The sequence below is a fragment of the Burkholderia aenigmatica genome (genome assembly GCF_902499175.1).
Classification (GTDB): Bacteria; Pseudomonadota; Gammaproteobacteria; order Burkholderiales; family Burkholderiaceae; genus Burkholderia; species Burkholderia aenigmatica.
This window is the reverse complement of the sequence record NZ_CABVQC010000001.1, coordinates 164,909-188,216: the sequence shown is the minus strand read 5'-3', so window position 1 is coordinate 188,216 and position 23,308 is coordinate 164,909. Positions and strand designations below refer to the sequence as shown.

21 protein-coding genes are annotated in these 23,308 nt (G+C 68.2%); 13 read left to right on the top strand and 8 right to left on the bottom strand.

Features of this window, described 5'->3' with window-relative positions:
• Positions 1–18 precede the first annotated feature (18 nt).
• Complete coding sequence (locus tag BDO18943_RS00870; RefSeq protein ID WP_175020795.1) at positions 19–987, bottom strand: cyclase family protein; 969 nt, start codon at positions 985–987, stop codon at positions 19–21.
• Positions 988–1,292: 305 nt separating this feature from the next.
• Here BDO18943_RS00870 and BDO18943_RS00865 point away from each other — a divergent pair, with 305 nt between their 5' ends.
• Complete coding sequence (locus BDO18943_RS00865) at positions 1,293–2,876, top strand: aldehyde dehydrogenase (NADP(+)) (RefSeq protein WP_175020794.1); 1,584 nt, start codon at positions 1,293–1,295, stop codon at positions 2,874–2,876.
• Between the two features lie 50 nt (positions 2,877–2,926).
• Here BDO18943_RS00865 and BDO18943_RS00860 read toward each other — a convergent pair whose 3' ends face one another.
• Positions 2,927–3,838 carry a LysR family transcriptional regulator gene (locus BDO18943_RS00860; RefSeq protein WP_175020793.1) on the bottom strand — a complete coding sequence of 304 codons (912 nt, stop codon included), beginning with the start codon at positions 3,836–3,838 and terminating at the stop codon, positions 2,927–2,929.
• A 101-nt stretch (positions 3,839–3,939) separates the two neighbouring features.
• Here BDO18943_RS00860 and BDO18943_RS00855 point away from each other — a divergent pair, with 101 nt between their 5' ends.
• Positions 3,940–4,959 carry an aldo/keto reductase gene (locus BDO18943_RS00855; RefSeq protein ID WP_175020792.1) on the top strand — a complete coding sequence of 340 codons (1,020 nt, stop codon included), beginning with the start codon at positions 3,940–3,942 and terminating at the stop codon, positions 4,957–4,959.
• Positions 4,960–5,056: 97 nt separating this feature from the next.
• On the opposite strand, the gene BDO18943_RS00850 is transcribed toward BDO18943_RS00855, so the two are convergent.
• The gene (locus BDO18943_RS00850; RefSeq protein WP_175020791.1) at positions 5,057–6,370 is read right to left on the bottom strand and encodes an MFS transporter; all 1,314 of its coding nucleotides are present in this window, start codon (positions 6,368–6,370) and stop codon (positions 5,057–5,059) included.
• Between the two features lie 229 nt (positions 6,371–6,599).
• Between BDO18943_RS00850 and BDO18943_RS00845 the strand changes: the two genes are divergently transcribed.
• Together BDO18943_RS00845 and BDO18943_RS00840 are read left to right on the top strand one after the other, a co-directional pair.
• Positions 6,600–7,763 carry an iron-containing alcohol dehydrogenase gene (locus BDO18943_RS00845; protein WP_175020790.1) on the top strand — a complete coding sequence of 388 codons (1,164 nt, stop codon included), beginning with the start codon at positions 6,600–6,602 and terminating at the stop codon, positions 7,761–7,763.
• 56 nt (positions 7,764–7,819) lie between these two features.
• On the top strand, positions 7,820–8,134 hold the full coding sequence (locus BDO18943_RS00840) for an NIPSNAP family protein (protein ID WP_057923989.1): 315 nt from the start codon (positions 7,820–7,822) through the stop codon (positions 8,132–8,134).
• On the opposite strand, the gene BDO18943_RS00835 is transcribed toward BDO18943_RS00840, so the two are convergent.
• Positions 8,127–9,068, bottom strand: a complete 942-nt coding sequence (locus BDO18943_RS00835) for a LysR family transcriptional regulator (protein ID WP_175020789.1) — start codon at positions 9,066–9,068, stop codon at positions 8,127–8,129. The genes BDO18943_RS00840 and BDO18943_RS00835 overlap by 8 nt on opposite strands.
• Before the next feature lie 405 nt (positions 9,069–9,473).
• On the opposite strand from BDO18943_RS00835, the gene BDO18943_RS00830 reads away from it, so the two are divergent.
• From BDO18943_RS00830 to BDO18943_RS00790, 9 genes are all read left to right on the top strand, one after another.
• Positions 9,474–10,277, top strand: a complete 804-nt coding sequence (locus BDO18943_RS00830; protein WP_175020788.1) for an enoyl-CoA hydratase/isomerase family protein — start codon at positions 9,474–9,476, stop codon at positions 10,275–10,277.
• A 7-nt stretch (positions 10,278–10,284) separates the two neighbouring features.
• Positions 10,285–12,429, top strand: coding sequence for an acetate--CoA ligase family protein (locus BDO18943_RS00825; RefSeq protein ID WP_235995730.1), 2,145 nt, complete (start codon positions 10,285–10,287; stop codon positions 12,427–12,429).
• Positions 12,426–13,250, top strand: coding sequence for an enoyl-CoA hydratase/isomerase family protein (locus BDO18943_RS00820; protein WP_175020787.1), 825 nt, complete (start codon positions 12,426–12,428; stop codon positions 13,248–13,250). The genes BDO18943_RS00825 and BDO18943_RS00820 overlap by 4 nt, the downstream gene beginning before the upstream one ends.
• Before the next feature lie 4 nt (positions 13,251–13,254).
• On the top strand, positions 13,255–14,172 hold the full coding sequence (locus BDO18943_RS00815; protein ID WP_175020786.1) for an ABC transporter permease: 918 nt from the start codon (positions 13,255–13,257) through the stop codon (positions 14,170–14,172).
• Positions 14,169–15,059 carry an ABC transporter permease gene (locus tag BDO18943_RS00810; RefSeq protein ID WP_235995728.1) on the top strand — a complete coding sequence of 297 codons (891 nt, stop codon included), beginning with the start codon at positions 14,169–14,171 and terminating at the stop codon, positions 15,057–15,059. The genes BDO18943_RS00815 and BDO18943_RS00810 overlap by 4 nt, the downstream gene beginning before the upstream one ends.
• A gap of 49 nt (positions 15,060–15,108) precedes the next feature.
• Positions 15,109–16,671, top strand: coding sequence for an ABC transporter substrate-binding protein (locus tag BDO18943_RS00805; RefSeq protein WP_175020785.1), 1,563 nt, complete (start codon positions 15,109–15,111; stop codon positions 16,669–16,671).
• A complete protein-coding gene (locus BDO18943_RS00800) occupies positions 16,668–17,684 on the top strand; it encodes an ABC transporter ATP-binding protein (protein WP_175020784.1) in 1,017 nt (338 codons plus the stop codon). Before BDO18943_RS00805 ends, BDO18943_RS00800 begins: the two co-directional genes overlap by 4 nt.
• Positions 17,668–18,684: an ABC transporter ATP-binding protein gene (locus BDO18943_RS00795; RefSeq protein ID WP_175020783.1), complete on the top strand. Its 1,017-nt coding sequence runs from the start codon at positions 17,668–17,670 to the stop codon at positions 18,682–18,684. Before BDO18943_RS00800 ends, BDO18943_RS00795 begins: the two co-directional genes overlap by 17 nt.
• A 139-nt stretch (positions 18,685–18,823) precedes the next feature.
• Positions 18,824–19,513: a TetR/AcrR family transcriptional regulator gene (locus tag BDO18943_RS00790; protein WP_175020782.1), complete on the top strand. Its 690-nt coding sequence runs from the start codon at positions 18,824–18,826 to the stop codon at positions 19,511–19,513.
• A 47-nt stretch (positions 19,514–19,560) separates the two neighbouring features.
• Here BDO18943_RS00790 and BDO18943_RS00785 read toward each other — a convergent pair whose 3' ends face one another.
• From BDO18943_RS00785 to BDO18943_RS00770, 4 genes are read right to left on the bottom strand one after another with little or no spacing between them, the layout of a single operon-like run.
• The gene (locus BDO18943_RS00785) at positions 19,561–20,349 is read right to left on the bottom strand and encodes an ABC transporter substrate-binding protein (protein ID WP_175020781.1); all 789 of its coding nucleotides are present in this window, start codon (positions 20,347–20,349) and stop codon (positions 19,561–19,563) included.
• Between the two features lie 49 nt (positions 20,350–20,398).
• The gene (locus tag BDO18943_RS00780) at positions 20,399–21,835 is read right to left on the bottom strand and encodes an FAD/NAD(P)-dependent oxidoreductase (protein WP_175020780.1); all 1,437 of its coding nucleotides are present in this window, start codon (positions 21,833–21,835) and stop codon (positions 20,399–20,401) included.
• Entirely contained in the window at positions 21,832–22,131 is a 300-nt protein-coding gene (locus BDO18943_RS00775) for a (2Fe-2S)-binding protein (protein ID WP_175020779.1), read from the bottom strand. The genes BDO18943_RS00780 and BDO18943_RS00775 overlap by 4 nt, the downstream gene beginning before the upstream one ends.
• Entirely contained in the window at positions 22,124–23,248 is a 1,125-nt protein-coding gene (locus BDO18943_RS00770) for an NAD(P)/FAD-dependent oxidoreductase (protein WP_175020778.1), read from the bottom strand. Before BDO18943_RS00770 ends, BDO18943_RS00775 begins: the two co-directional genes overlap by 8 nt.
• Positions 23,249–23,308: the final 60 nt, after the last annotated feature.

The following is a 23,308-nucleotide window of genomic DNA, read 5'->3' as shown; positions in this document are numbered from 1 at the left end:
GGCATTGCTTCATGCGCGTTACTTGATCACGAGCGGATTGACCGGCGCACCGGTGCCGCCCACGATCTTCAGCGGCGCAGCCGTGTACAGGAACTGCCACTGGCCGTCGCGCGCGCAATCTTCCGCGAGCGCGTCGAGCAGCACGACTTCGGTGAACACGACGCCGAGGTTGCGCATCAGCGCGTTGTGCAGCGGGATCATGACGCCCGATGCAGGGTCGACCGTGACCTCGTTGCCCATCGTATCGGTGACGAGGTTCGGAATCTCCATCTCGCGGAACCACTCGACGAGTTCGCGGCTGAACGTGAGCCCCGGCTCGATGTAGTCGCGATAGAACTCGGCCTCGTCACGCTCGTAGAACGACCCGATCCAGCCGGTGCGGATCAGCAGGATGTCGCGCGGCTCGATCGTCACGTTCTGCGCGCGCGCCGCTTCGATCAGGTCGTGGTGATCGAATGTCTCGCCCTTGTCGAGCACGCGCTTGTTGCGATGGCGCGCGATGTCGATCAGCACTGCGCGGCCGACGATGCCGCGCTCGGCGATCGGCAGGATGCTCGCGCGATCGAGGCCGCCGACCGTGCTCAGCGCGTCATAGCCGTTCCACAGCGTATCGTCGTACCACACGTGCCCGAGTGCGTCGCATTGCGTCGAGCCCTGCACGTGCATGAAGATCACGTCGTCCGCGTATTCGACGTTGCCGTCGAAATGCGCCTTGCCCGCGAGAAAGTGGCCCTTGTCGAGCACGTTCATCCGCATCGACGGGCGTCGCCCCGGAAACAACGGCTCGCCCTTCGCGTGGCCGATATCCACCTGCAGCGTGAAGGTGCGGCCCTGGCGCACGGCGCCGATGCCGCGCATCACCTGTTCGGCCTGCAGATAGTTCAGCGCGCCGACTTCATCGTCAGGCCCCCACTTGCCCCAGTTGGTCGGCAGGCCCTCGAGCAGGCGCTTGACGTCCGGGCCGTCGGCCGGTTTCTGCACACACATGTTCGTCTCCATCGTTATGGTCGACGCGAACCCCGGTGATTTGACGCGCGGGCATTCGAGTCGGACGCGCGCGCCCGGTGTGGCGCGACGCGGGGCCAGTATGAAGATCGCGCCGTGCATCCGGTATTGAGAGCGACTCATAGCGCTATGAAAAGCTGTCATGCGCGAAGTATTGACGCAGGCCGGGCGGTTTTGAAACCATCGTGGTCATTCGTGTCGACGTCGCATTCGTGTCGTCGCCAACGCATTCATACGCATGCCGGAATATCGCGTGCGCAGTCGATTGACCCACACAGGAAACGGAAATGAACATCGCAGGCAACTTGCTGATCGGTCAGCACGCACGGCGCGGCACCAACGGCGTCACGTACGCGATCGACGCGGCGAGCGGCGAACGCATGGAACCGGCCTTCGGCGGCGCGACCGTCGTCGATCTCGACGAAGCGTGCGCGCTGGCCTGGGCGGCCTTCGACGCGTATCGCGAGACGTCGCCGGAAGCGCGCGCGCAGTTTCTCGAAGCGATCGCGGCCAACATCCTCGCGCTCGGCGATGCGCTCGTCGAGCGCTGCGTCGCCGAATCGGGCCTGCCGCGGGCGCGCGTCGAAGGCGAGCGCGGCCGCACGGTCGGCCAGTTGCGCATGTTTGCCGGCGTGGTGCGCGCGGGCGACTACCTCGAGGTGCGCATCGATCCGGCGCAGCCGGAACGTCTGCCGGCGCCGCGTCCCGACCTGCGTCTGCGCCATATCGGCATCGGCCCGGTCGCGGTATTCGGCGCGAGCAATTTCCCGCTCGCGTTCTCGGTCGCGGGCGGCGATACCGCATCGGCGCTGGCGGCCGGCTGCCCGGTGATCGTGAAGGCGCACTCCGCGCACCCCGGCACGTCGGAACTCGTCGGGATGGCCGTGCAGCAGGCCGTGAAGGATTGCGGGATGCCGGAGGGCACGTTCTCGCTGCTGTTCGGCAGCGGCCGCGAAATCGGCCAGGGGCTCGTGCGCGACCGCCGCGTCAAGGCGGTCGGCTTCACCGGCTCGCGCCACGCGGGCACGGATCTGATCGCGATCGCGAACGCGCGGCCCGAACCGATCCCCGTCTATGCGGAGATGAGCAGCATCAATCCGGTGCTGCTGTTCCCGCATGCGCTGGCCCAGCGCGGCGATGCGATCGCGCAGGCGTTCGTGCAGTCGCTGACGCTCGGCGCCGGGCAGTTCTGCACGAACCCGGGGCTGATCTTCGCAGTGGACGGGCCGGCGCTCGATCGCTTCATCGCGGCGGCCGCGGAGCGGCTCGCGCAGGCGCCGGCCGCGACGATGCTCACGCCCGGCATTCACCAGGCGTTCGAGCGCGCGGTCGCCGCGTTCGCGCAGCATCCGCAGGTGCAGACCGTCGCACGCGCGAATGCGCCGACCGGCGCGAACCAGGGGCAGGGTGCACTGTTTTCGACGAGCGCCGATGCGTTCCGTGAAACGAAGGCGCTGCACGAGGAGATTTTCGGTGCGGCGTCGCTGATCGTCCGCTGTCCGGACCTGAAGACGATGCACGCGCTGATCGAGTCGCTGGAGGGGCAGCTGACGACGGCGATCCAGATCGACGAAGCCGATTATGCGGACGTGCGGACGTTCATGCCGGCGCTGGAGCGGCGCGCGGGCCGCGTGCTGGTCAACGGCTTCGGTACCGGCGTCGAAGTCGCGCATGCGATGGTGCACGGCGGTCCGTATCCGTCGACGGCGGACGGCCGTTCGACGTCGGTCGGCAGTCTCGCGATCCGCCGTTTCCTGCGCCCGGTCAGCTATCAGGACATGCCGGATGCGCTGCTGCCCGAAGCGCTGCGTACGAGCAATCCGTGGGCGCTCAACCGCCTGCTCGACGGGACGGTGACGCTCGCGAAGTAACACGCGAGCGCCATGCAAGCGGGGCGCCAGGCGCCCCGCATTTCAAGGGCTTACTTGCCGACCGCCGCGACGACCTCCTCGCCGGTCAGGATCTCGCGGAAGATGCCGACCAGCGGCCGCAGGTTGACCTTGTGCCACGCGGCCCACAGCGGCGTGCGGTAGCTGAACCACGGCAGTTCGCGCAGCACGACGCCTTCCGGCACCTGGTGCCGCAGGCTCTGCTGGATCATCGTCACGCCGAGCCCGGCGGCAACGAGGCCGAGCGCCGCGAGCGGCTCGGACGCTTCCACCGGAATGTTCGGCGAGAAACCCGCCTTCGCGCAGGCCGCGACGAACGCGCCGTGACGCGGCGCGCTTTCCTGCTGCGTGACGCCGATCCATGCCTGTGCGGCGAGATCGTCGGCGACGAGCGTCTTCTTCTTCGCGAGCGGGTGCCCGTCGGGCATCGCGAGCAGCATCGGATCGTTCAGCACCATCATCGAATCGAGTTCCGGATCGTCCGGCGCGGGCGGCTCGGTGACGAGTGCAATGTCGAGGCTGCGCTCGCGCAAGCCTTCGAGCTGCGCGGCGGATTGATAGTTGTACAGTGCGATGTGCACGGACGAGCGCTCGGCGCGCAGCGTCTTCAGCGCGCGCGGCAGCACGCCCGAGTGCGTGGCCGTTTCGAGGTAGCCGATGCACAGGCCGCCTTCGTCGCCGCGGCCAAGCCGGCGCGCGAGCGATTCGAGCCGGTTCGCATGGCGCAGGAAGGCGTGCGTTTCGCTGAGGAACGTGCGCCCGTCACGCGTCAGACGAATGCGCTGTTGGCTGCGTTCGAACAGCGTCAGGCCGAGCTTTTCCTCGAGTTGCGCGATCTGGCGGCTGAGCGGCGATTGCGAGATGTGCAGGCGTTCGGCCGCGCGGCCGACGTGTTCCTCTTCCGCAACCGCGATGAAATACTGAAGCTGGCGGATGTCGAGCATATAAGACCTTCTGAGACTCAAGTTTGACGAATTATGTCTTGGACAGACTTATTCGTGCAACCTAGACTGGGTTCACTTTCCTGTCAAACCCGGAGAAACACATGAGTCTCAAAGACACGCTGCCGGCCGACAACCGGCTCGGTTTCGGCGCGGCGCCGCTCGGCAACATGTTCCGCGACATTCCCCATGAAGAAGCGATCGCGACGGTCGAAGCCGCGTGGGCGCGCGGCATCCGCTACTTCGACACCGCGCCGTCGTACGGCGCGGGCCTGGCCGAATCGCGCCTCGGCGACGCGCTCGCCGGCCATCGCCGCGACGACTACTTCATCAGCACGAAGGTCGGCCGGATCGTGCTCGACGAGATGGAAGACGCGAAGACGCGCGACTATGGCGAAAAGAGCGGCATCTTCGCGCACGGTCGTGCGAACCGGCTGGTGAGCGACTACTCGGCCGACGCGACGCTGCGCTCGATCGAGGACAGCCTGAAGCGCCTGCGCACCGATCGTCTCGACATCGTGTGGGTGCACGACATCGCGCAGGACATCTACGGCGACGAATGGCTCGCGCAGTTCGAGGTTGCGCGCAAGGGCGCGTTCCGCGTGTTGAGCAAGCTGCGCGAAGAAGGCGTGATCGGTGCGTGGGGCCTTGGCGTGAACCGCGTCGAGCCGATCGAGCTGGTGCTCGACCTCGCCGAACCGCAACCGGACGGCATGCTGCTGGCCGGCCGCTATACGCTGCTCGATCACGAGCGCGCGCTGCAACGCGTGATGCCGGCCGCTGCGGCACGCAACGTCGGGATCGTCGTCGGCGGCCCGTACAGCTCGGGCGTGCTCGTTGGCGGCGCACACTTCGAATATCAGAAGGCACCGCCCGAGATCGTCGCGAAGGTCGAGCGCATCCGCGCGATCGCGGTGCGCTACGACGTGCCGGTCAAGGCCGCCGCGCTGCAGTTCGTGCTCGCGCATCCGGCGACGGCCGCGGTGATTCCGGGCGCGAGCCGTCCGGAACGGATCGCGGAAGATTCGGCGGCATTGACGTTCGATATTCCGGCCGATTTCTGGCGCGAGATGCGCGAGCAGCGGCTCGTCGCGGCCGATGCGCCGTTGCCGATCGATCGTTGAGCGGCTGAACGCGGGTTGCACACCGCTGCCGATGTGACGAGGCCCGCTTGCGCGGGCCTCGTCGTTTCGGTGAAGGGGGAGAGCGATCGCGTGGCGGTCAGCCGTGTGCGCGCGGCCGGTAGTCGATCATGCTGGAGAACACCGCGATCAGCACGGCCATCACGACGAAGAACAGCAGCGCGAGGAAGTACGAGCCCGACCACTGCACGATCAGACCGATCAGGATCGGCACCACGACGCCGACCATGCTGCCGCAGAAGTTCATCGTGCCGCCGAGCACGCCGGCGCGCTCGGGGCCGCCGACGATTGCCGGCAGGCTCCAGTACATCCCGCAGAAACGGATGAAGAACATCGCGATGCTCAGCAGCAGCACGACCGCATTCGCGTTCGCGATATAGGCCGCCGCGAGGATGCACGCGGCCGCGATCAGCGACGAACCGCTGAACATCGTGCGCATCACGAGGTTCGGCGACGCGCCCGATGCTTTCCAGCGATCGCCGATGGTGCCGCCGATCAGTTCGCCGACGAAGCCCGACATGAAGATGATGAAGGTCGCGCCGCCCGTCGTCGCGATGTTGAAGCCGTAGGTCTTGTGCAGGTAGCTCGGCATCCACGTCAACAGTCCGTAGAACACCGCGAGGATGCAGCTGTAGCCGGCGAACATCGCGAGCACCGAGCGGTCCTTCACGAGTTCGCGCAGCGGCACGCGTTCGCCCGCGGCTTTTGCCGGCGCGTTCTCGCGCGTGATGTGTTCGAGTTCGGCCGCATTGACGCCCGGATGCTCGGACGGATGGTTGCGGATATAGCGCCACACGAGCACGCCCACCAGCATCGTGCCGACACCCGCGATCACGAACGCGATGCGCCACGACCCGAACCACGCGATCAGCCCCGAGATCAGGATCGCGCCGAGCGCGCTGCCGAGCGGCGCGCCGCCGTCGACGAGCACCGCGCCGCGGCCGCGTTCGTGCGGGGTCAGCCACGTACCGATCAGTTTCGCGCCCGCCGGGAACACTGGCGATTCGGCGAAGCCGAGACCCATGCGCGTCAGCATCAGCAGGAACCAGCTGTGCGATGCCGCGCCGAGCGCCTGGAACGCGCCCCATGCGAGCGTCGCGGTCGCGATGATGCCGCGCGTGTGATAGCGGTCGAGCATCACGCCGACCGGAATCTGCATCAGCGCATACGACCAGAAAAACGCGCTCAGCATCAGGCCTTCGAGCGCCGGCGACATGTTGAATTCCGGCGCGATCAGCGGCATCGCGACCGACAGCGACGCGCGGTCGATGTAGTTGATCGCGACCAGCAGCAGCATGATCAGGAAGATGCGCCAGCGGACGCTGGTCGGTCGCGCGGTCGCATCGAGCGAAGCCGGCGATGCCGGGACGGCTGGGGAATTCGAGGGGGGCATGGGTGTCTCCGTCGTTATGGTTGCGGGGGGCGATGGCATCGTCCCGTGCAGCGACTGTAGGGGCACGGTCGCGTCTTGCCTAATGACGCTTCGTGATCGCGTGATAACCAAACGGTGCGACGCGCAGGGGGAATAAGCAGGCGTTATCGGGCGATCCGGTTTTTTCATTACCGGCGGCGCACGGCCGCTTGTAGTGTTTGGTGCGGAGACTTCACACGGAGAAAGCACCATGAGCCCATTCCAATACTTCTTTCCCACCACGCTGAAATTCGGCAACGGCCTCGCGCGCCAGGCCGGCGAACTGCTGAAGCCGCTGTTCAGCGGCAAGCTGCTGGTCGTGACCGACGAAGGTCTGATCAAGAGCGGCGTGCTCGAAGGGTTCTTCGCGTCGCTGCGCGACGCGGACGTCGCGTACGAGATCTTCTCGGGCGTCGAGGCGAACCCGAGCACGGCCGTGCTCGACAGCGCGCTGACGTTCCTGAAGGAGCACCGTTGCACCGCCGTGATCGGCGTCGGCGGCGGCAGCAGCATCGACACCGCGAAGGGCGTGGCCGCGATGGCGACCAACGGCGGCACGATCCTCGACTACGAGGGCTACAACAAGATTCCGGTCGAGCCGCTGCCGATCTTCGCGATCCCGACCACGTCGGGCACCGGCAGCGAATGCACGGCATCGACGGTGTTCACGAACAAGGAAACGCTGTTCAAGACCGTGATCGTGAGCCACAAGATTTTCCCGAAGCTCGCGATCCTCGATGCGGAACTCACGCTGAAGCTGCCCGCGCCGATCACCGCGGCCACCGGCATGGACGCACTGACCCATGCGATCGAGTCGTACGTGTCGAAGCAGGCGAACCCCGTGAGCCAGTCGCTCGCGCTCGGCGCGATCCGCTTGATCGGGCGCAGCCTGCGCGCCGCGTTCTACGTCGGCTCCGACCTCGCGGCGCGTGAAGACATGCTGCTCGGCTCGTTCCTCGCCGGCGTCGCGTTCTCGCAGTCGAAGCTCGGCAACGTCCACGCGATCTCGCACACGATGGGCGGCGTGTTCAACATCGCGCACGGCATCGCGAACGCGGCACTGCTGCCGTACGTGATCGACTTCAACCGGCCGGCCTGCCCGGCGCTGTATCGCGACATCGCGGAAGCGCTCGGCGGCGACGTGACGGGCCTCGATGCGGAAGCGGCCGCACGCGGGCTGGTCGAGCAGATCGTCGAACTGAATCGCGCACTGGCGATCCCGTCGAACATCCGCGAACTCGGCGTCGATCTCGCGCAGCTGCCGCAGATGATCGCCGACTCGATGCGCAGCGGCAACGTGCTCGTCAATCCGCGCCTGACCACCGCGCGCGACGTCGAGGCGATCATCCGCGCCGCGTACGCCGGCGAGATCTGAGCGCGCGGCCCCCGCCATTCCCCGAATTCCCCGATTCGATTCAACCAGGAGCAGTCATGTATTACGAAATGCGGACCTACACGGTCCAGATCGGCAAGATGAACGAGTACCTGCGGCACTTCGAGAAGGAAGGCCTGCCGGTGATTTCCCGCTATGCGACGCTGGTCGGCTGGTGGTACACGGAAATCGGCGAGCTGAACCAGGTCGTCCATATCTGGGCATACGAAAGCCTCGACGATCGCATCAAGCGACGTACCGCGCTGTACGAAGATCCGGACTGGCTCGAGAAGTTCGTGCCGAAGGCGTTCCCGATGCTCGAGAAGATGGAATCGAAGCTGCTGCGTCCGGCAGCGTTCTCGCCGATCAAGTAAGCGAGTGATCCTGTAGCGTTTCGACGAGCATGCGCGCACCTGGCGTCAGGTGCGCGAAGGTGCGGGCCACCACGCCGAACGGCTCGTCGAGCGCGGCGATCGCGACCGGCAGGCATGTAACGAGGCCGAAGCGTTCGCCGAACTCGGCGACTTCGCGCGGAATCACCGCGACGAGTTCCGGGTTGGCCTGCAACAGCGTCAACGTCGCGAAGGTCGACGCCGTTTCGATCGGATAGCGCGGCACCTCGATGCCGGCATCCGCGAGTGCGCGTTCGAGCGCGAGCCGCATCGGCGTGTTGACCGGATACGCGACCCATTCCGCGTCGGCGAGATCGCGCAGCGTCAGCGCGGCGCGTGCGGCCAGCGCATGCGTGCGGGCGGTCACGACCGCGAGCGGTTCGGCCTTGAGCGGCACGTAGTCGTACGCTTCCGGGCGGCGGCTGTTGCCGTTGCGGCAGATCGCGAGATCGATGCGGCCGTCGTCGATCAGCGCGAGCAGGCTCGCGCTGGTGCCTTCGACGAGCTCGACCGACAGGTGCGGCTGGCGGCGGCGCAGGTCGGTGAGCGCGCGCGTCAGCAGCGGCACCGCGCCCATGATCACGCCGACGGCCAGATGGCCGCCATGCCCCTGCGTGATCGCAAGCACTTCGGTATGCAGGTGTTCGAGGTCGCTGTAGATGAGGCGCGCATAGCGCGTGACGCAGCGGCCGAGGTCGTTGGCGACGAGGCCTTTCGGTTGCCGCTCGAACAGCGGCATGCCGAGGATGTCTTCGATTTCGCGCAGCACCTTGGTTGCGCCGGGTTGCGAGATCGCGATCTCTTCGGCGGCCTTGTGCAGCGAGCCGTGGTTTTCGAGCGCGATCAGCAGCTTGAGCTGCTTCAGGCGAAGGCGCGACGCGATGTTCGCGAGAGAGGGAACCGCCAGCGGCTTCATGGCAACGACCAAACGAAAGCGCGCATTATAGCCGGTTTGGCCCGCTTCAATATTCTCAGTAAAACTAACTTGTGACGATGCCGCGCGCGTGCGAAACGCGTCGCGCGATTCGTCCGTCGAGCGCGTGCATGGGTTGCGCAACGCAGTCGTGTTCGCGAAACAGAACCGACCCGATACGCACGCGACCGATGTGCGGCGCTGCAGCAAATTCCCCCGATTCCGTATCCGGCAGTTCCGCCATCTCTACCGCTTCCGACCGTGCGATCGCGCGAGCGCATGGCACCGCCCGCGAAGCAGGCGGGTTAACGCCCATGGCAACCCGCGATTTCCGTACATAAGATTCATAAAAATACATTAAGTACGAAATCGAACACATAGTACATTTTCATGTGGAGCACGAGATCCATGGGTGAGATCCGGGTGGAAACGCGCGATGCGGTGCGCGTCCTGACCATTTGCAACGAGCGCATCCGCAATGCGTTCGACGAAGCGATGTCGGTGGCGCTGCTCGCCGCGTTCGACGATGCCGAAGCCGATCCGCGCATTCGCGTCGTGGTCGTCACGGGCGCGGGCGAGCTGGCGTTCTCGAGCGGGCATGACCTGAACGAGCTGGCGTCGGGCGCGCATGCGCGCAGCACGGTCGGCGAGGCGCCGTTCGTGCGTCCGCTGACGATGCGCAAGCCGGTGATCGCGGCGATCAACGGACACTGCTGGGCCGCGGGCTTCATGCTCGCGCTGTCGTGTGACCTGCGCATTGCCGCCGCGAACGCGGTGTTCGGCTCGCCGGGCGCCCGCCTGGGCATCCTGCCGGAAGGCGGTCAGCTGTACCGGCTGCCGCAACTGATCGCGCCGGCCCGCGCACTCGAAATGATGCTGACCGCGACCCCGATGTCGGCCGATGAAGCCGCGCAATGCGAACTGGTGTCGCGGCTCGTGCCGCCCGGTCAGGCGCTGGCCGAAGCGCTCGCGCTCGCCGAGCTGATCGCGTCGCGTTCACCCGCGGTCGTGCAGGCGGTGAAGTCCGGATTCAATCTCGGCCTGCGCGAAGGCAGCATCAGGGCCGAGCGTTACGAAGCCGAGACTGCGCTGCACCTGCATCGGGGCGCGGATGCCCGCGAGGGGATCGCGGCCTTCCTGGAAAAGCGCGCGCCGCGTTTCGCCGATGCAGGCGCTTCCGTTCACTTGTCGTCCGATCATTCTGGAGCCTGATCCGAACATGAGCACGACTCATCCTCTGCACCGCCTGTTCCGGCCGCGCCACGTGGCGCTGCTCGGCGTGTCCCGCGACACCGGGAAGCTGGGCTACACGTTCCTGCGCGCGCTGGTCGACGCCGGTTTCGCCGGCCGCATCTCGCTGCTCGGCCGTCAGGCCGGCGAACTCGACGGCCTGACGATCAACACCGATCCGGCGGAGCTGCCGCCCGACATCGACGTCGCGGTCAACCTGCTCGGCCCGGCGCAAACGCCGGCGGTGCTCGAAGCGGTGGCCGCGCGCGGCGCGGCATTCGCGGTGGTGTTTACCGCGGGCTTCGCCGAGATGGGCGCGGCCGGCGAGCAGATGCAGGCCGACATGGTGCGGGCCTGCAACGCGCACGGGATGCGCATCGTCGGGCCGAACTGCATGGGGCTGTTCAATCTCCACGTCGGGCTGAACCTGACGGAGATCTCGTCGCTGCCGGTCGGCAACGTCGGGCTGGTATCGCAAAGCGGCAACGTCGCGGTCACGCTGTGGGATCAGGCGCGCAAGCACGATCTCGGCTTCTCGTGCTTCGCCGGATTCGGCAACCAGGCCGACATTCCGATGCACGAGTACATCGACTATCTCGGGCAGGACGACGACACGCGCGTGATCGCGATCTACCTCGAAGGGCTGCGCCCGGGCAGCGGCGATGCGTTCTTCGAGACCTGTGCGCGCGTGTCGCGCACGAAGCCGATCGTCGTGCTGAAGGGCGGGCGTGCGTCGGCCGGGCAGCGCGCCGCGCAATCGCACACGGCGTCGCTATCGTCGTCCGGGCGCGTGTATCGCGCGCTGTTCGAGGAAGCCGGCGTGATCGAGGTGCGCGAGCTCGAGCATCTGTTGCCGGCGGCCGAAGCCTTGATGCGATGCCCGCCGATGACCGGCGACGACGTCGCGATCGTCGGCTCGGGCGGCGGCCACTCGATCGTCTGCACCGACGAGGTCGAAGCGGTCGGGCTGCGCGTGCCGGCGTTCCCGGCGCCGCTCGTCGAGACCCTGTCCGGCCTGTTGCCCGCGTGGGCGCCGAAATGCAATCCGGTCGACATGACCGGCGCGTACATCCGCGACCCGAGCCTGTTCTCGTCGCTGACCGAGCGGGTGATGAACGCGTGCCCGTCGTTCAGCGCGGCCGTCAATTACGGGCTGTACGGGCTGTGGAAGGGCGGCGCGCTCGACCCGGACAGCCCGCACGACTACGTGAGCGCCGCACCGCTGCTCGGTGCGCTGCAGACCAAGCTCGGCAAGCCGCTGGTGTTCTACACGCCGTATGCGGACCGCGTGCATCCGTCGTTCACCGCGATGCGGGCATCCGGCGTGCCGTGCCTCGAATCGATCGAGTCGGTCGGCGTCGCGCTCGCGGCATTGCGTCAACGCGGCCGCTTCCTCGCACGGGCCGGCGAAGTCGTGCCGCAGCGCGCGGCGGCAGCGCGGCCGGCCGCCGCGCCGGCATCGGCACCGCACGCGTACGCGTCGGAAGTCGACGCCTACCGGTTGCTCGCCCGCTACGACGTGCAACTGCCCGACGTGCTCACGGCCGACACGCCCGACGCGGCCGCCGAACTGGCCGGAGGGCTCGGCTATCCGGTCGTCGTGAAGGCGATCCTGCCGGGCGTCGCGCACAAGAGCGACGTCGGCGGCGTGCGCACCGGCATCGGCACGGCGGACGGCGTGCGCGACGCGGCGCACGCGATCGCGGCGTCGGTCGGGCAGGCGCTCGGCCCGCGTGCGCTCGCCGGCTTCACGGTGACGCGCGATTTCGGCCGCCGCCGCGAGTTGATCGTCGGCGTGCGGCGCGACGTGTCGCTCGCATCGCTCGGGCTGATCGGCCTGGGTGGCGTGCTGACCGAAGCGCTCGACGACGTCGCCGTGGTGCTGCTGCCCGCGACACCCGAACGTGTGGCGCGCGCGCTGGCGCGCCTCACGAGCGCTGCCGCCTGGGGCCCGTTCCGCGGCGAGCCGGCCGTTTCCACCGTCGCGCTGGCCGGGCTGCTCAACCAGCTCGACGCGGCGCTGCGGTCCGATCAGGCGATCGACAGCATCGAATGCAACCCCGTGATGGTGGTCGGCCGGGACCTCGTTCCCGTCGATGCCGCCATCGCCGTCAACGACCAGGAGCCGACGTGAATATCCCGATGCCACTCACCGAGCTGCGCGACAACGTACTGACGATCACCTTCAACCGCCCGGAAAAACTCAACGCGATCACGCCGGACATCTATGCGTTCATCGGCGAGCGCGTGACCGAGGCGAGCGCCGATCCCGCGTGCCGGGCGATCGTGCTGCGCGGCAACGGCCGTGCGTTCTCCGCGGGCTTCGACTTGTCGCTGCAGATGAGCGACCACTCGCTCGAGGACAAGCTGCATTCGATTCACGACATCGCGAACCGCGCGCGCTGGGCCGTGTGGCGCTGCAAGAAACCGGTGATCGCGGCGATTCACGGCTACTGCATGGGCGGCGCGTTCGAACTGGTGCTGCCGTGCGACTTCACGATCGCGACCGAAAGCTGCCGGCTCGGCGAACCCGAGATCCTGTTCGGCGAGGGGCCGGCGTTCATGATGGTGCCGTGGCTCGTCAATCACAAGGTCGCGAAGGACATCCTGCTGACCGGCCGCCAGTTCAGCGCGGCCGAAGCGTTGCGGATGGGCATCGTCAGCACCGTGGTGCCGGACGACGGGCTCGATGCGGCCGTCGACGCGCTGACGCAGACGCTGCTGCGCTTGCCGCCGTCGGCGGTGGCGATCAACAAGGTTGGCATCAACCGCGCGTACGAGGCCCAGGGGATGGCCGCGCACATCGACGGCTGGGTGGAGGCCGCTGCCTACCTGTCGATGATGGACGACGACGCGCGCGGCGAGTTCGCGCGCCGCGTGAAGGAGCAGGGGCCGAGCGCGGGCATCCAGTGGCGCACGGAGTACTACGCCGCCAAGGCGTCCGGACGGAGCTGACGCCATGCTCAACCTGATCGCCAGACAGGTCGTGCTCGGCATCGCCGTGATCGTCACGGCGATCACGCTGACGTTCTTCATGGTGCGGCTGAGCGGCGATCCGACCGCGCAGATCCTGCCGCAGGACGCGAGCGTCGAGCAACGCGTTGCGCTGCAAAAGCAGCTCGGGCTCGACAAGCCGGTGCCCGCGCAATACCTGAGCTACATGGAAGGGGCCGCGCACGGCGAATTCGGCAACTCGTACTTCGACGGCGACACGGTGACGTCGATCATCATGCGCCGCCTGCCGAACACCGCGCTGCTCGCCACCACCGCGCTCGCGATCGCCCTGGCGCTGGCGATCCCGCTCGGCGTGCTGGCGGCGACGCGGCGCGGCGGCTGGCTCGACCGCGCGGTGCAGGTGGCGAGTGTCGCGGGCGCATCGGTGCCGTCGTTCTGGATGGGCCTGCTGATGATCCAGGTGTTCGCGGTCGGCTTCGGCTGGCTGCCGACCTACGGGATCGGCGGCTGGCGTCATCTGGTGCTGCCGGCGCTCACGCTCGCGCTGTACGTGTTTCCCGGCGTCACGCGGCTCACGCGCTCGTCGATGCTCGAAGTCCTGCCGGCCAGCTATGTCAACGCGGCGCGCGCGAAGGGCATGCCGGAGCGGCGCGTGATCTTCCGCACGGTGATGCGCAACGGGATCGTGCCGGTGCTTGCGCTCATCGCGCTCGAGATCGGCACGCTGTTCGGCGGCGCGGTGCTGACCGAAACGGTGTTTTCCTGGCCCGGCATCGGGCGGCTCGCGATCGAATCGATCCAGCGTCGCGACTTCCCGATCATCCAGGGCGTCGTGGCCTATGTCGCGGTGATCTTCGCGGTGATCACCGTGGCCGTCGAAATCGTGATCCGGATCGTCAACCCGAGACTGAGGCAGTCATGATGCTATCGACCCCTTCCGCTTTGTCCGCGTCGACGTGGCGGCGCGTCAGCCGCAGCATTGCGCGGCAGCCGGCGCTGATGACGCTGTGTGCCGCCTTCATGCTCGCGACGCTGATCGCGGCGTGCACCGGCGACGCGCTCGCGCCGTTCGACCCGACGCTGCAGGATCTCGGCGCCCGGCTGCTGGCGCCCGGCACGATGGGCGCGGACGGACGCTACTGGTTCGGCACCGATGCGCTCGGCCGCGACGTGCTGTCGCTGCTGATCATGGGCGCGCGGCCCGCGCTGTTCGTCTCGATCGCGTCGGTGTCGCTCGCGGCGGCGCTCGGCATCGGCGCGGGCATCCTCGCCGGCTATCGCGGCGGACGCTTCGCGGTCCTGCTGATGTACCTGTCGAACATCCAGCTGTCGTTCCCGTTCTTCCTGCTGGCGATCACGATCGTCGGCATCCTGAGCCCGAGCGTGCCGCTCGTGATCGCGGTCATCGCGCTCGGCAGCTGGGTGCCGTTCGCACGCGTCACGTATTCGGATACGAGCCAGATCCGGCAGCTCGAATACGTCGAGGCCGTGCTCGTGATGCGCGGCAGCCTGGCGCGCGTGCTGTTCCGGCACATCCTGCCCAACGTGCTGCCGAACGTGCTGGTGCTCGCGACCTTCGCGTTCGGCACCGCGATCGTGATGGAAAGCGGGCTGAGCTTCGTCGGCCTCGGCGTGCCGACGGACTCGCCGACCTGGGGCCGCATGCTGAGCGAAGGGCGCGACTACATGGAGACCGCCTGGTGGCTCACCGTGTTTCCCGGCTCGTGCATTTTCCTGCTGGTGCTGTCGATCAACGTGCTCGGCGAGCAGTTGCGCGACGCATCCGATCCCAAACTGAACCGGCGCTAGAGCCGCCGCGTCCTCAACCACCACGCAGTTCAACTCGAAGGGACAGCCCATGAAAACCGGAGACTTGGTCGGGAAACGATCGTTGCGGACCGTCGCGCTGCAGGCGTGCCGCTCGCTGGGTTTCGCGCTGGTCGTGTCGTGCGGCGCGCTCGCGGTGCAGCCGGCGATGGCCGCGGCCACCGACCTGCGCATCGCGCTGTCGGGCGGCATCGACCAGCTCGACCCGGCCCGCACCGCGAACGGCCCCGATCTCGCGATCATCAGCCAGATCTACGAAACGTTGCTCGCGCTGGATCCGAAGACCGGCAAGCTGCTGCCGAACCTCGCGACGTCGTACACGCTGAAGGAGCCGACGCTGTGGGAATTCAAGCTGCGCAACGACGTCCGGTTCCAGGACGGCAAGCCGCTCACGGCGGCCGACGTCAAGTATTCGATTGATCGCATCCTGGATCCCGCGATGAATTCCCCGCACGCGTCGCAGCTCGCGTCGATCGCGGAGGTGATCGTCGTCGATCCGTCGACCGTGCAGATCCGCACCAAGACGCCCGATCCGCTGCTGCCGCGGCGCATGCAGCCGATCGGCGGCAGCGGTCGCGTGTTCATCGTGCCGAAGCACTATTTCGAATCGCACAGCCAGCAGGAAGTCAACGACAAGCCGCTCGGTTCGGGCCCGTACAAGCTCGCGGAATGGCACAAGGGCAGCTCGATCACGCTCGAACGCAACGCGGCCTACTGGGGGCCGAAGCCCGATGCGACGAGCGGGCGCTTCACGTTCGTCCCGGAGAACGGCACGCGCGTAAACGCGCTGCTGCAGGGCGAGGTCGACATCATCCAGCGCGTGCCGATCGCCGACGTCGAGCGCCTCGACAAGTCGCAGAACGCGAAGGTGATCACGAGCATGGACGGGCTGGTGCATACGCTGCTGCTCGACTCGCGCCGGCCGCCGTTCAACGACATCAACGTGCGCAAGGCATTCGTCGAATCGCTCGACATCAACAACATCGTCACGCACGTGCTCGGCAAGTACGGCCGCGTGCTCGCCGTTCCGCTCGCGCCGACCGTCGTGCAGTTCGACAAGTCGATCAAGCCGTACCCGACCGACCGCAAGGATGCGAAGGCGTTGCTCGCCGGCAAGACCATCGAGCTGAAGACCTACACGTCCGACGGCCGCTATGTGAACGACCGCGAGATCTACCAGGCGATCAACGCGCAGCTGAACTCGACGGGCTTCCGGATCCAGCCGCAGGTGATGGAGTGGGGCCGGCTGATCGGGCTGATGCAGACCAAGAGCGGCGGGCCGTTCTACATCATCGGCTGGGATTTCGGCGAAGGCGATGCGAGCAAGATGAACTCGTTCCTCAATTCGCGCTCGCCGCTGAGCGTGACCAACGACCCCGAATTCGACCGGCTCGCCGCACAGGCCGCCGGCGAGATGGACGAGGCGAAGCGGGCCGACGACTGGAAGGCCGCGCAGAAGCTCGTGCACGATCGCTATTACGTCGCCGCGGTCTGGCAGGCCGCGTCGATCTACGGATTCTCGAAGCGGTTGCAGTGGGATGCGCGCTTCGGCGACAACTTCGACCTTGCCACGGTCAAGGTTTCCGCAAAATGACCGTGTCCACGCAACGTTGCCCGCCCGGCACGCCGGTGCTCGAAGTCGCCGGCCTGAACGTGTCGTTCGGCGTCGGCGCCGACAGCGTGCAGGTGGTGCGCGATCTGTCGTTTTCGGTCGGCAGCGGCGAGGTGTTCGCGGTGATCGGCGAATCCGGCTCCGGCAAGTCGACGATGGCGCAGGCCGTGATGGGCCTGCTGCCGGGCAATGCGCGCACCGACGGCCGGATCCTGCTGGCCGGCCAGCCGATTCACACGCTCGGCGCGGCCGCGCGCCGGCGCCTGGGCGGTGAGCGCATGGCGCTGATCAGCCAGGACGCGCTCGCCGCGCTCAATCCGTGCACGACGGTCGGCTTCCAGATCGCCGAGACGCTGATGGTGCATCGCGGCGTGTCGCGCCGCGCGGCGATGCAGCGTGCGGTCGAACTGCTGACGCTGACCGGCATCCCGTCGCCCGAAGAGCGCGCGCACCGCTATCCGCACGAGTTCTCGGGCGGCATGCGCCAGCGTGCGCTGATCGCGATGGCGCTCGCGCTCGAGCCCGACCTCCTGGTCGCCGACGAACCGACCACCGCGCTCGACGCCACGATCAAGGCGCAAATCCTGCAACTGCTGATGCGCCTGAAAAGCGAGCTCGGAATGGCGGTGCTGATCGTGACGCACGACATGGGCGTCGTCGCGCGGATGGCGGACCGGATGCTGGTGATGTACGCGGGGCGTGCCGTCGAGACCGGTCCGGTGGTCGACGTGTTCGACGAGCCGGCCCATCCGTACACGCGCGCGCTGCTGAAGGCGATGCCGCGGCTCGACCGGCCGGGCCAGGCGCTGCGGGCGATCGCCGGCGCGCCGCCGACGCCGCAGGCGATGCCGTCGGGCTGCCCGTTCCATCCGCGCTGCCCCGTCTCCATCGACCGCTGCGCGCAGGAGCTGCCGCAGCCGATCCGGTTCGCCGACGGGCGATTGTCGCAATGCCGCTTTACTCCAGGCGAGGTGATCCATGCAGAACGCGCTTGAGGTTGCGAACGCAACACGTGGCGTCGACGACACGCCGGTGCTGTGCGCGACCGGCCTCGGCCGGCGCTTCCGTCTGCCGCGACCGTGGCCGGCCCGGGCGGTGACGCTCGACGCGGTCAACGACGTGTCGCTGTCGCTCGCGCGCGGCCGCACGCTCGGCATCGTCGGCGAGTCGGGCTGCGGCAAGTCGACGTTGTCGCGCATGCTGGTCGGCATTCTGGCGCCATCCGAAGGCACGCTGCGCGTCGGCGGCGTCGACGTCTCGACGCTGCGCGGCCAGCACTGGCGCGCCGTCATGCGCGACGTGCAGATGGTGTTCCAGTCGCCGTACACGGCGCTCAACCCGCGGCTGACGATCGGCGAGATCGTGCGCGAGCCGCTCGACATTCATGAGCCGCACATGCCGAAGGGCGAGCGCGACGCGCGGGCGGTCGCCATGCTCGAGCGCGTCGGCTTGCATGCGGCGCATGCGAAGCGCTATCCGTTTTCATTGTCGGGCGGCCAGTTGCAGCGGGTCGGCATCGCGCGCGCGCTCGTGCGGCCCGCCCGCGCGGTGATCTGCGACGAACCGGTGTCGGCCCTCGACGTGTCGGTGCAGGCCCAGGTCGTGAACCTGCTGCGCGAATTGCAGGACGAGCTCGCCGTGTCGTACGTGTTCGTCTCGCACGATCTGGCGGTCGTGGCCAACGTGTCGCACGACATCGCGGTGATGTACATGGGGCGCGTGGTCGAATCGGGCCGTGCCGCGGATGTGCTGCAAGCGCCGCGTCACCCGTACACGCAGGCGCTCGTCGACAGCGCGAACGCACCCGACCCGCACACCGAGCGCAGCCGTCAGCCGCGCGTGCTGGCCGGCGAATTGCCGCGCCCGACCGATCCGCCGTCGGGCTGCCGGTTCCGCACGCGCTGCTGGATGGCGCGGGCCGAGTGCGCGCAAGCGGTGCCGGCGCTGGTGTCGAGGTCCGGCTCGCCGCAGAAGGTCGCATGTCATTTCGCGTGACCGGCACCGTGTGCGCACGCGCGCCGCTGTCGCCCGCGGGTCGCGGCGCGGCCGCGCCGGGGCGTGCGGCTTCACGCGAAAAGTCGCCCGATCGCGTTCGGTATAATCGCCGTTTTGACAGGCGTAACGGGGGAAGCTGATGACGGCAGACTCGCTTTCCGGGGTGGGCAGCGAACCTTCATCCCTGCGATTCGAGGAGATGCTGGGCCGCAAGACCCTGGATCGGTCGTTGTCGAAGCGGGAGCGCACCCGTTACGTGTTCATGACGATCGCGGCGCGCTTCCTGCAGGAACATTCCGCGCAGAACCCCACCGTCGAATTCGTGCTGGCCCAGTCGGGGCTGGCGCGCAGCACCTTCTACAACCACTTCAAGGACATCGACGACTGCATCTTCGAGGTGCTCGACCTGTTCTTCGAATACATCGAGGGCACCCGCGTCAGCAGCTCGCGCGAGCTGTCGACGTTCGACGCGATCCTCGAAGCCAACACCTGGTACGCGCGCGCCTATGCGGCCAACGCGAACCTGTTCGCCGCGATTCATCGCAACGAGGCGCTGCGCAAGGTCCGCGAACGGCGCAACGAGCAATGGGCGATGAAGATCGTGCACGTGTCGGGGCGGCGGCGCGGCCGCGAATTCGTCGGCGTCGAGCGCATCGAATATGCCGGCACGATCCGCATCCTGATCACGATGACGATCGAATCGCTGCGCGAGCGCTTCGTCGCGAACGACACGGTGCTGGTCGACGCGTTTCCGACCGCGGACGCCATCGCGAGGAAGGTCAGCGAGATCTGGTACGAAGTGATGCAGCGCTACGAGCGCGAAGCCTGACGCCTGACGTCGGCCTCGCGCGGCAGGCGCGAGCTGCATGCCTTTCGTCAATTCCCGTACATGTCGAAGTCGAAGTACTTCGACTGGATCTTGTTGTACGTACCGTCGCTGCGGATCTGCGCGATCGCGCGGTTCAACGCGTCGCGCAGGTCGGTGTCCGCCTTGCGCACGCCGGCCGCGTCGCCGTTGCCCATGATCTTCGGGTCGAACACGACGCCGCCCGCGAACGAGAAGCCCTTGCCGCGCGGCGTCGACAGGAAGCCGAGCTGGCCCTGCACCGCATCCATCAGCACGCCGTCGACGCGCCCGGTCACGAGGTCCGCATACGCCTGGTCGTAGCTCGGATACGGCACCACCTCGACCTTCGCCGCCGACCATTTGTCGCGCGCATAGGTTTCCTGGATCGTCCCCTGTTCGACCGCGACGCGCTTGCCGGCGAGCTTCGCCGCCTCGGGCAGCAGCCCCGAGCCGGTGCGCGCGATCAGGCGTGTCTGGTTGCGGTACAGGCGATCGGTGAAGTCGATCTGCTGGCGGCGCTGTTCGGTCGCGGCCATCGACGACAGGATTACGTCGAACTTGCGCGCCTGCAGCCCCGGGATCAGCCCGTCGAAGCTGCTCGACACCCACACGCATTTCGCGTTGAGCTTCGCGCACAGCGCGTTGCCGAGATCAATGTCGAATCCTTTGACGCTGCCGTCGGTCGCGGTCGATTCGAACGGCGGGTAGGTGGGATCGACGCCGATGCGGATCGTCGTCCATTCCTTCGCCGAGGCGAGCGTCGCGAAGGCCATCGCGGCCGCGGACAGCAGTATCGTGATGCGCGTCTTGTTCTTCATGATCAGGCTCCGTTCGTGTGGACTAGCGTGGGGGTGCGCGGGCCGCGCGTCAGCTCGGGAATTCGCCGCGCCGGAAATCGTTCGACAGTTCGAGGGCGTCGGCCATCTCGCCGACGGTGACCGGCTTGATCGGCGCGCGGATCCGGTAGTGACCCACGTCGCCGACGTCGCGCTGCTGCACGTCGGCGATCAGTTCGCCGACCGTGGTGCCGCACCAGCGTCCCTGGCACGGGCCCATCCCGCAGCGCGTGAACGCCTTCATCTGGTTCGGCCCCTGGCAGCCGAGCGCCGCAAGCTCGCGGATCTCGGCGGCCGTGATTTCCTCGCAGCGGCACACGATCGTGTCGCCGTCGGGACGCCGCAATGCGGCGTCCGGCGTGTACAGCGCATCGAGCAGCGGCCGCACCGCGAGATGGCGGCGCAACGCGTGCAGCACCGGGCGCTCGCGTGCGTGTTGCGCGTCGCGATCGAGTGCGCCGAGCGCGACCGCGATGTCGAGCGCCGACACTTCGCCCGCGAGCGCCGCGGCCTGTGCGCCGCCGATGCCCGCGCCGTCGCCGGCGATCCAGACGTGCGCGACGCTGCTGCGCCCGCGTGCGTCGCATTGCGGCCGCCAGCAGGCGGCGCGTTCGTCCCATTCGTGCGCGCAGCCGAGCGAGCGGGCGAGCTGCGTCGACGGAATCACGCCCTGATGGAGCAGCACGAGCGACGTGTCGAGCGATTGCACGATGCCGTCCGCGTCGCGAAAGCGCAGGTGCTGCGCGCGGCCGTCGCCGTCGATGCATACGTCGGTCGCGCCGTGATAGACGGGAATGCCGGCGTTGCGCACCGTGCGCAGCATGCGCCAGCCCTTGAGCAGATAGTCGGCGCCGCGCAGCGCCGGCAGCGCATGCGGCAGCGCGTGGCGCCACGCGTCGCGCGGCGTCGTGTCGACCAGCGCGCGCACGCGCCGTCCCGCATGCAGCAACTGCGCGGCGAACAGCCACAGCAGCGGGCCGCTGCCCGCGAGCACGGTGTCGGCCGACGGCGCAAGCCCCGACGATTTCAGCAGTGTTTGTGCGGCGCCGACGCCCATCACGCCGGGCAAGGTCCAGCCGCGCACCGGCCACGGGCGTTCCTGCGCGCCGGTGGCAATCAGTACCGCGCGCGCGCCGATGTCGAGCGTGCCGCCCGACGGGCCGCTTTGCGTGAGCATCGCGACCGGCTCCGGTTCGAACGCGATCTGCCACACCGTGCTGCGCGGCAGATAGTGCGCGCCGCTCGCGAGCAGCCCGTCGACGAGCGGGCGGCCCGCTTCGTAATCCTTGCCGAGCCAGCGCGCGAGCGTCGCGGGCGCGTCCGCCACGTTGCGATAGATCTGGCCGCCGGGCGCGCCGCCTTCGTCGGCGACGACGACCGACAGCCCCGCGTGGCGCGCGGCGGCGGCGGCCGCCATCCCGGCCGGCCCGGCGCCGACGATCAGCAGGTCGTACTGGCGGCGCGTCATGCGAGCCTCGCCTTGCCGCGCATCGCGCCCACCTGCATGCCGTCGCGCACGGGCGTCATGCAGCCCTGCACGTTGGGCACGCCGTCGACTTCGACGAGACAGTCGAAGCACACGCCCATCATGCAGAACGGGCCGCGCGGCGTGCCGCTCACGGCGCTCGTGCGGCATGCGGTGGCGCCGGCGGCGAGCATCGCGGCCGCGACGCTGTAATGCGCGGGCACGTCGTGCGGCGTGCCGTCGATATGGATGCGCACGCGCTCGAGCGGCGCGGCGGCGGGAACGATGGATTCAAACATGCCGGGCATCCGTGGGCGCGGCAAAGCGCGCGGTGGTGAAGGCGGACAGGTCGGCGGGCGCGGTGTCGCCCGCGATCCACGGCGCGACGAGATCGGCATGCGCGGCGGCGAGCGTCACGCCGCTGTGGCAGATCGCGACGAACGCGCCGGGGTGCGTGGTCGACGTCTCGTAGACGGGCAGGCCGTCGGGCGTCATGATGCGCAGCGCGCCCCACGCGCGCACGATGCGTGCGTGCGCGAGCGCCGGAAACGCGGTGCGTGCGCGGCGCGCGATGTCGACCATCGCGGGGCGCGTCTGGCCGTCGTCGAAGCCGACGTCCTCGGCCGAGTCGCCGAGCAGGACCGAGCCCTCCGGCGTCTGGCGCACGACCAGCGTCGGATAGTCGAGAAACGGCGCGAGGCGCTCGGTCACCATGATCTGGCCGCGCAGCGGCGAGATCGGCGCGAGCATGTCGACCATCGGTGCGAGCCGCGCGTTGTCGAGGCCGGCCGCGAGCACCACGCGCCCGGCTTCGAGCGGGCCTTCGCGGGTATCAATCTCGAAGTGCCCGGCGCGCGGACGAATCTCGCTGACTTCGTTGCGCGGCAGGTACACGCCGCCGCTTTGCAGGAACGCCTGCAGCATGGCGCGCAGCGTGTAGAGCGGATTCGCGTGACCGTCGTTCGGCGACCACAGCGCGCCGGCCAGCGCCGGCGACGCGGCCGGAATCCGTTTGCGCAGCGCAGCCGGATCGAGCACCTCATACGACAGCGCCGCGTCCTGCCGATGCAGCGATTCGAGCAGCGCGGTCGCGCTTTCCAGTTCGGCATCGTGTTCGAAGAGCTCGATCCCGCCCGGGCGTTCGAATCCGCAGTCCACGCCGGTCTCGCGCTGCAATTGCGCGGCGAATGCGTGCCAGCGCTCGGACGATTCGCGCGACCAGCGCGCGTAGGGCAGGCAGCGCCCGCCCTTGCCCTGCACCCACACCAGCCCGAAGTTGCCGCGTGCCGCGCGAAACGCGATGTCGTCGCCGTCGCACACGGCGACGCGCTTGCCGAGCCGCGCGATGCCCCACGCGAGCGCCATGCCGACGAGACCGCCGCCGGCCACGACGACGTCGAAGCGGCGCACGGTCATGTGCGGCTCCGGTGGCGAGGGGTGAATCTCTGCGTGTTATGGGACATGCTGGCGCGGTTC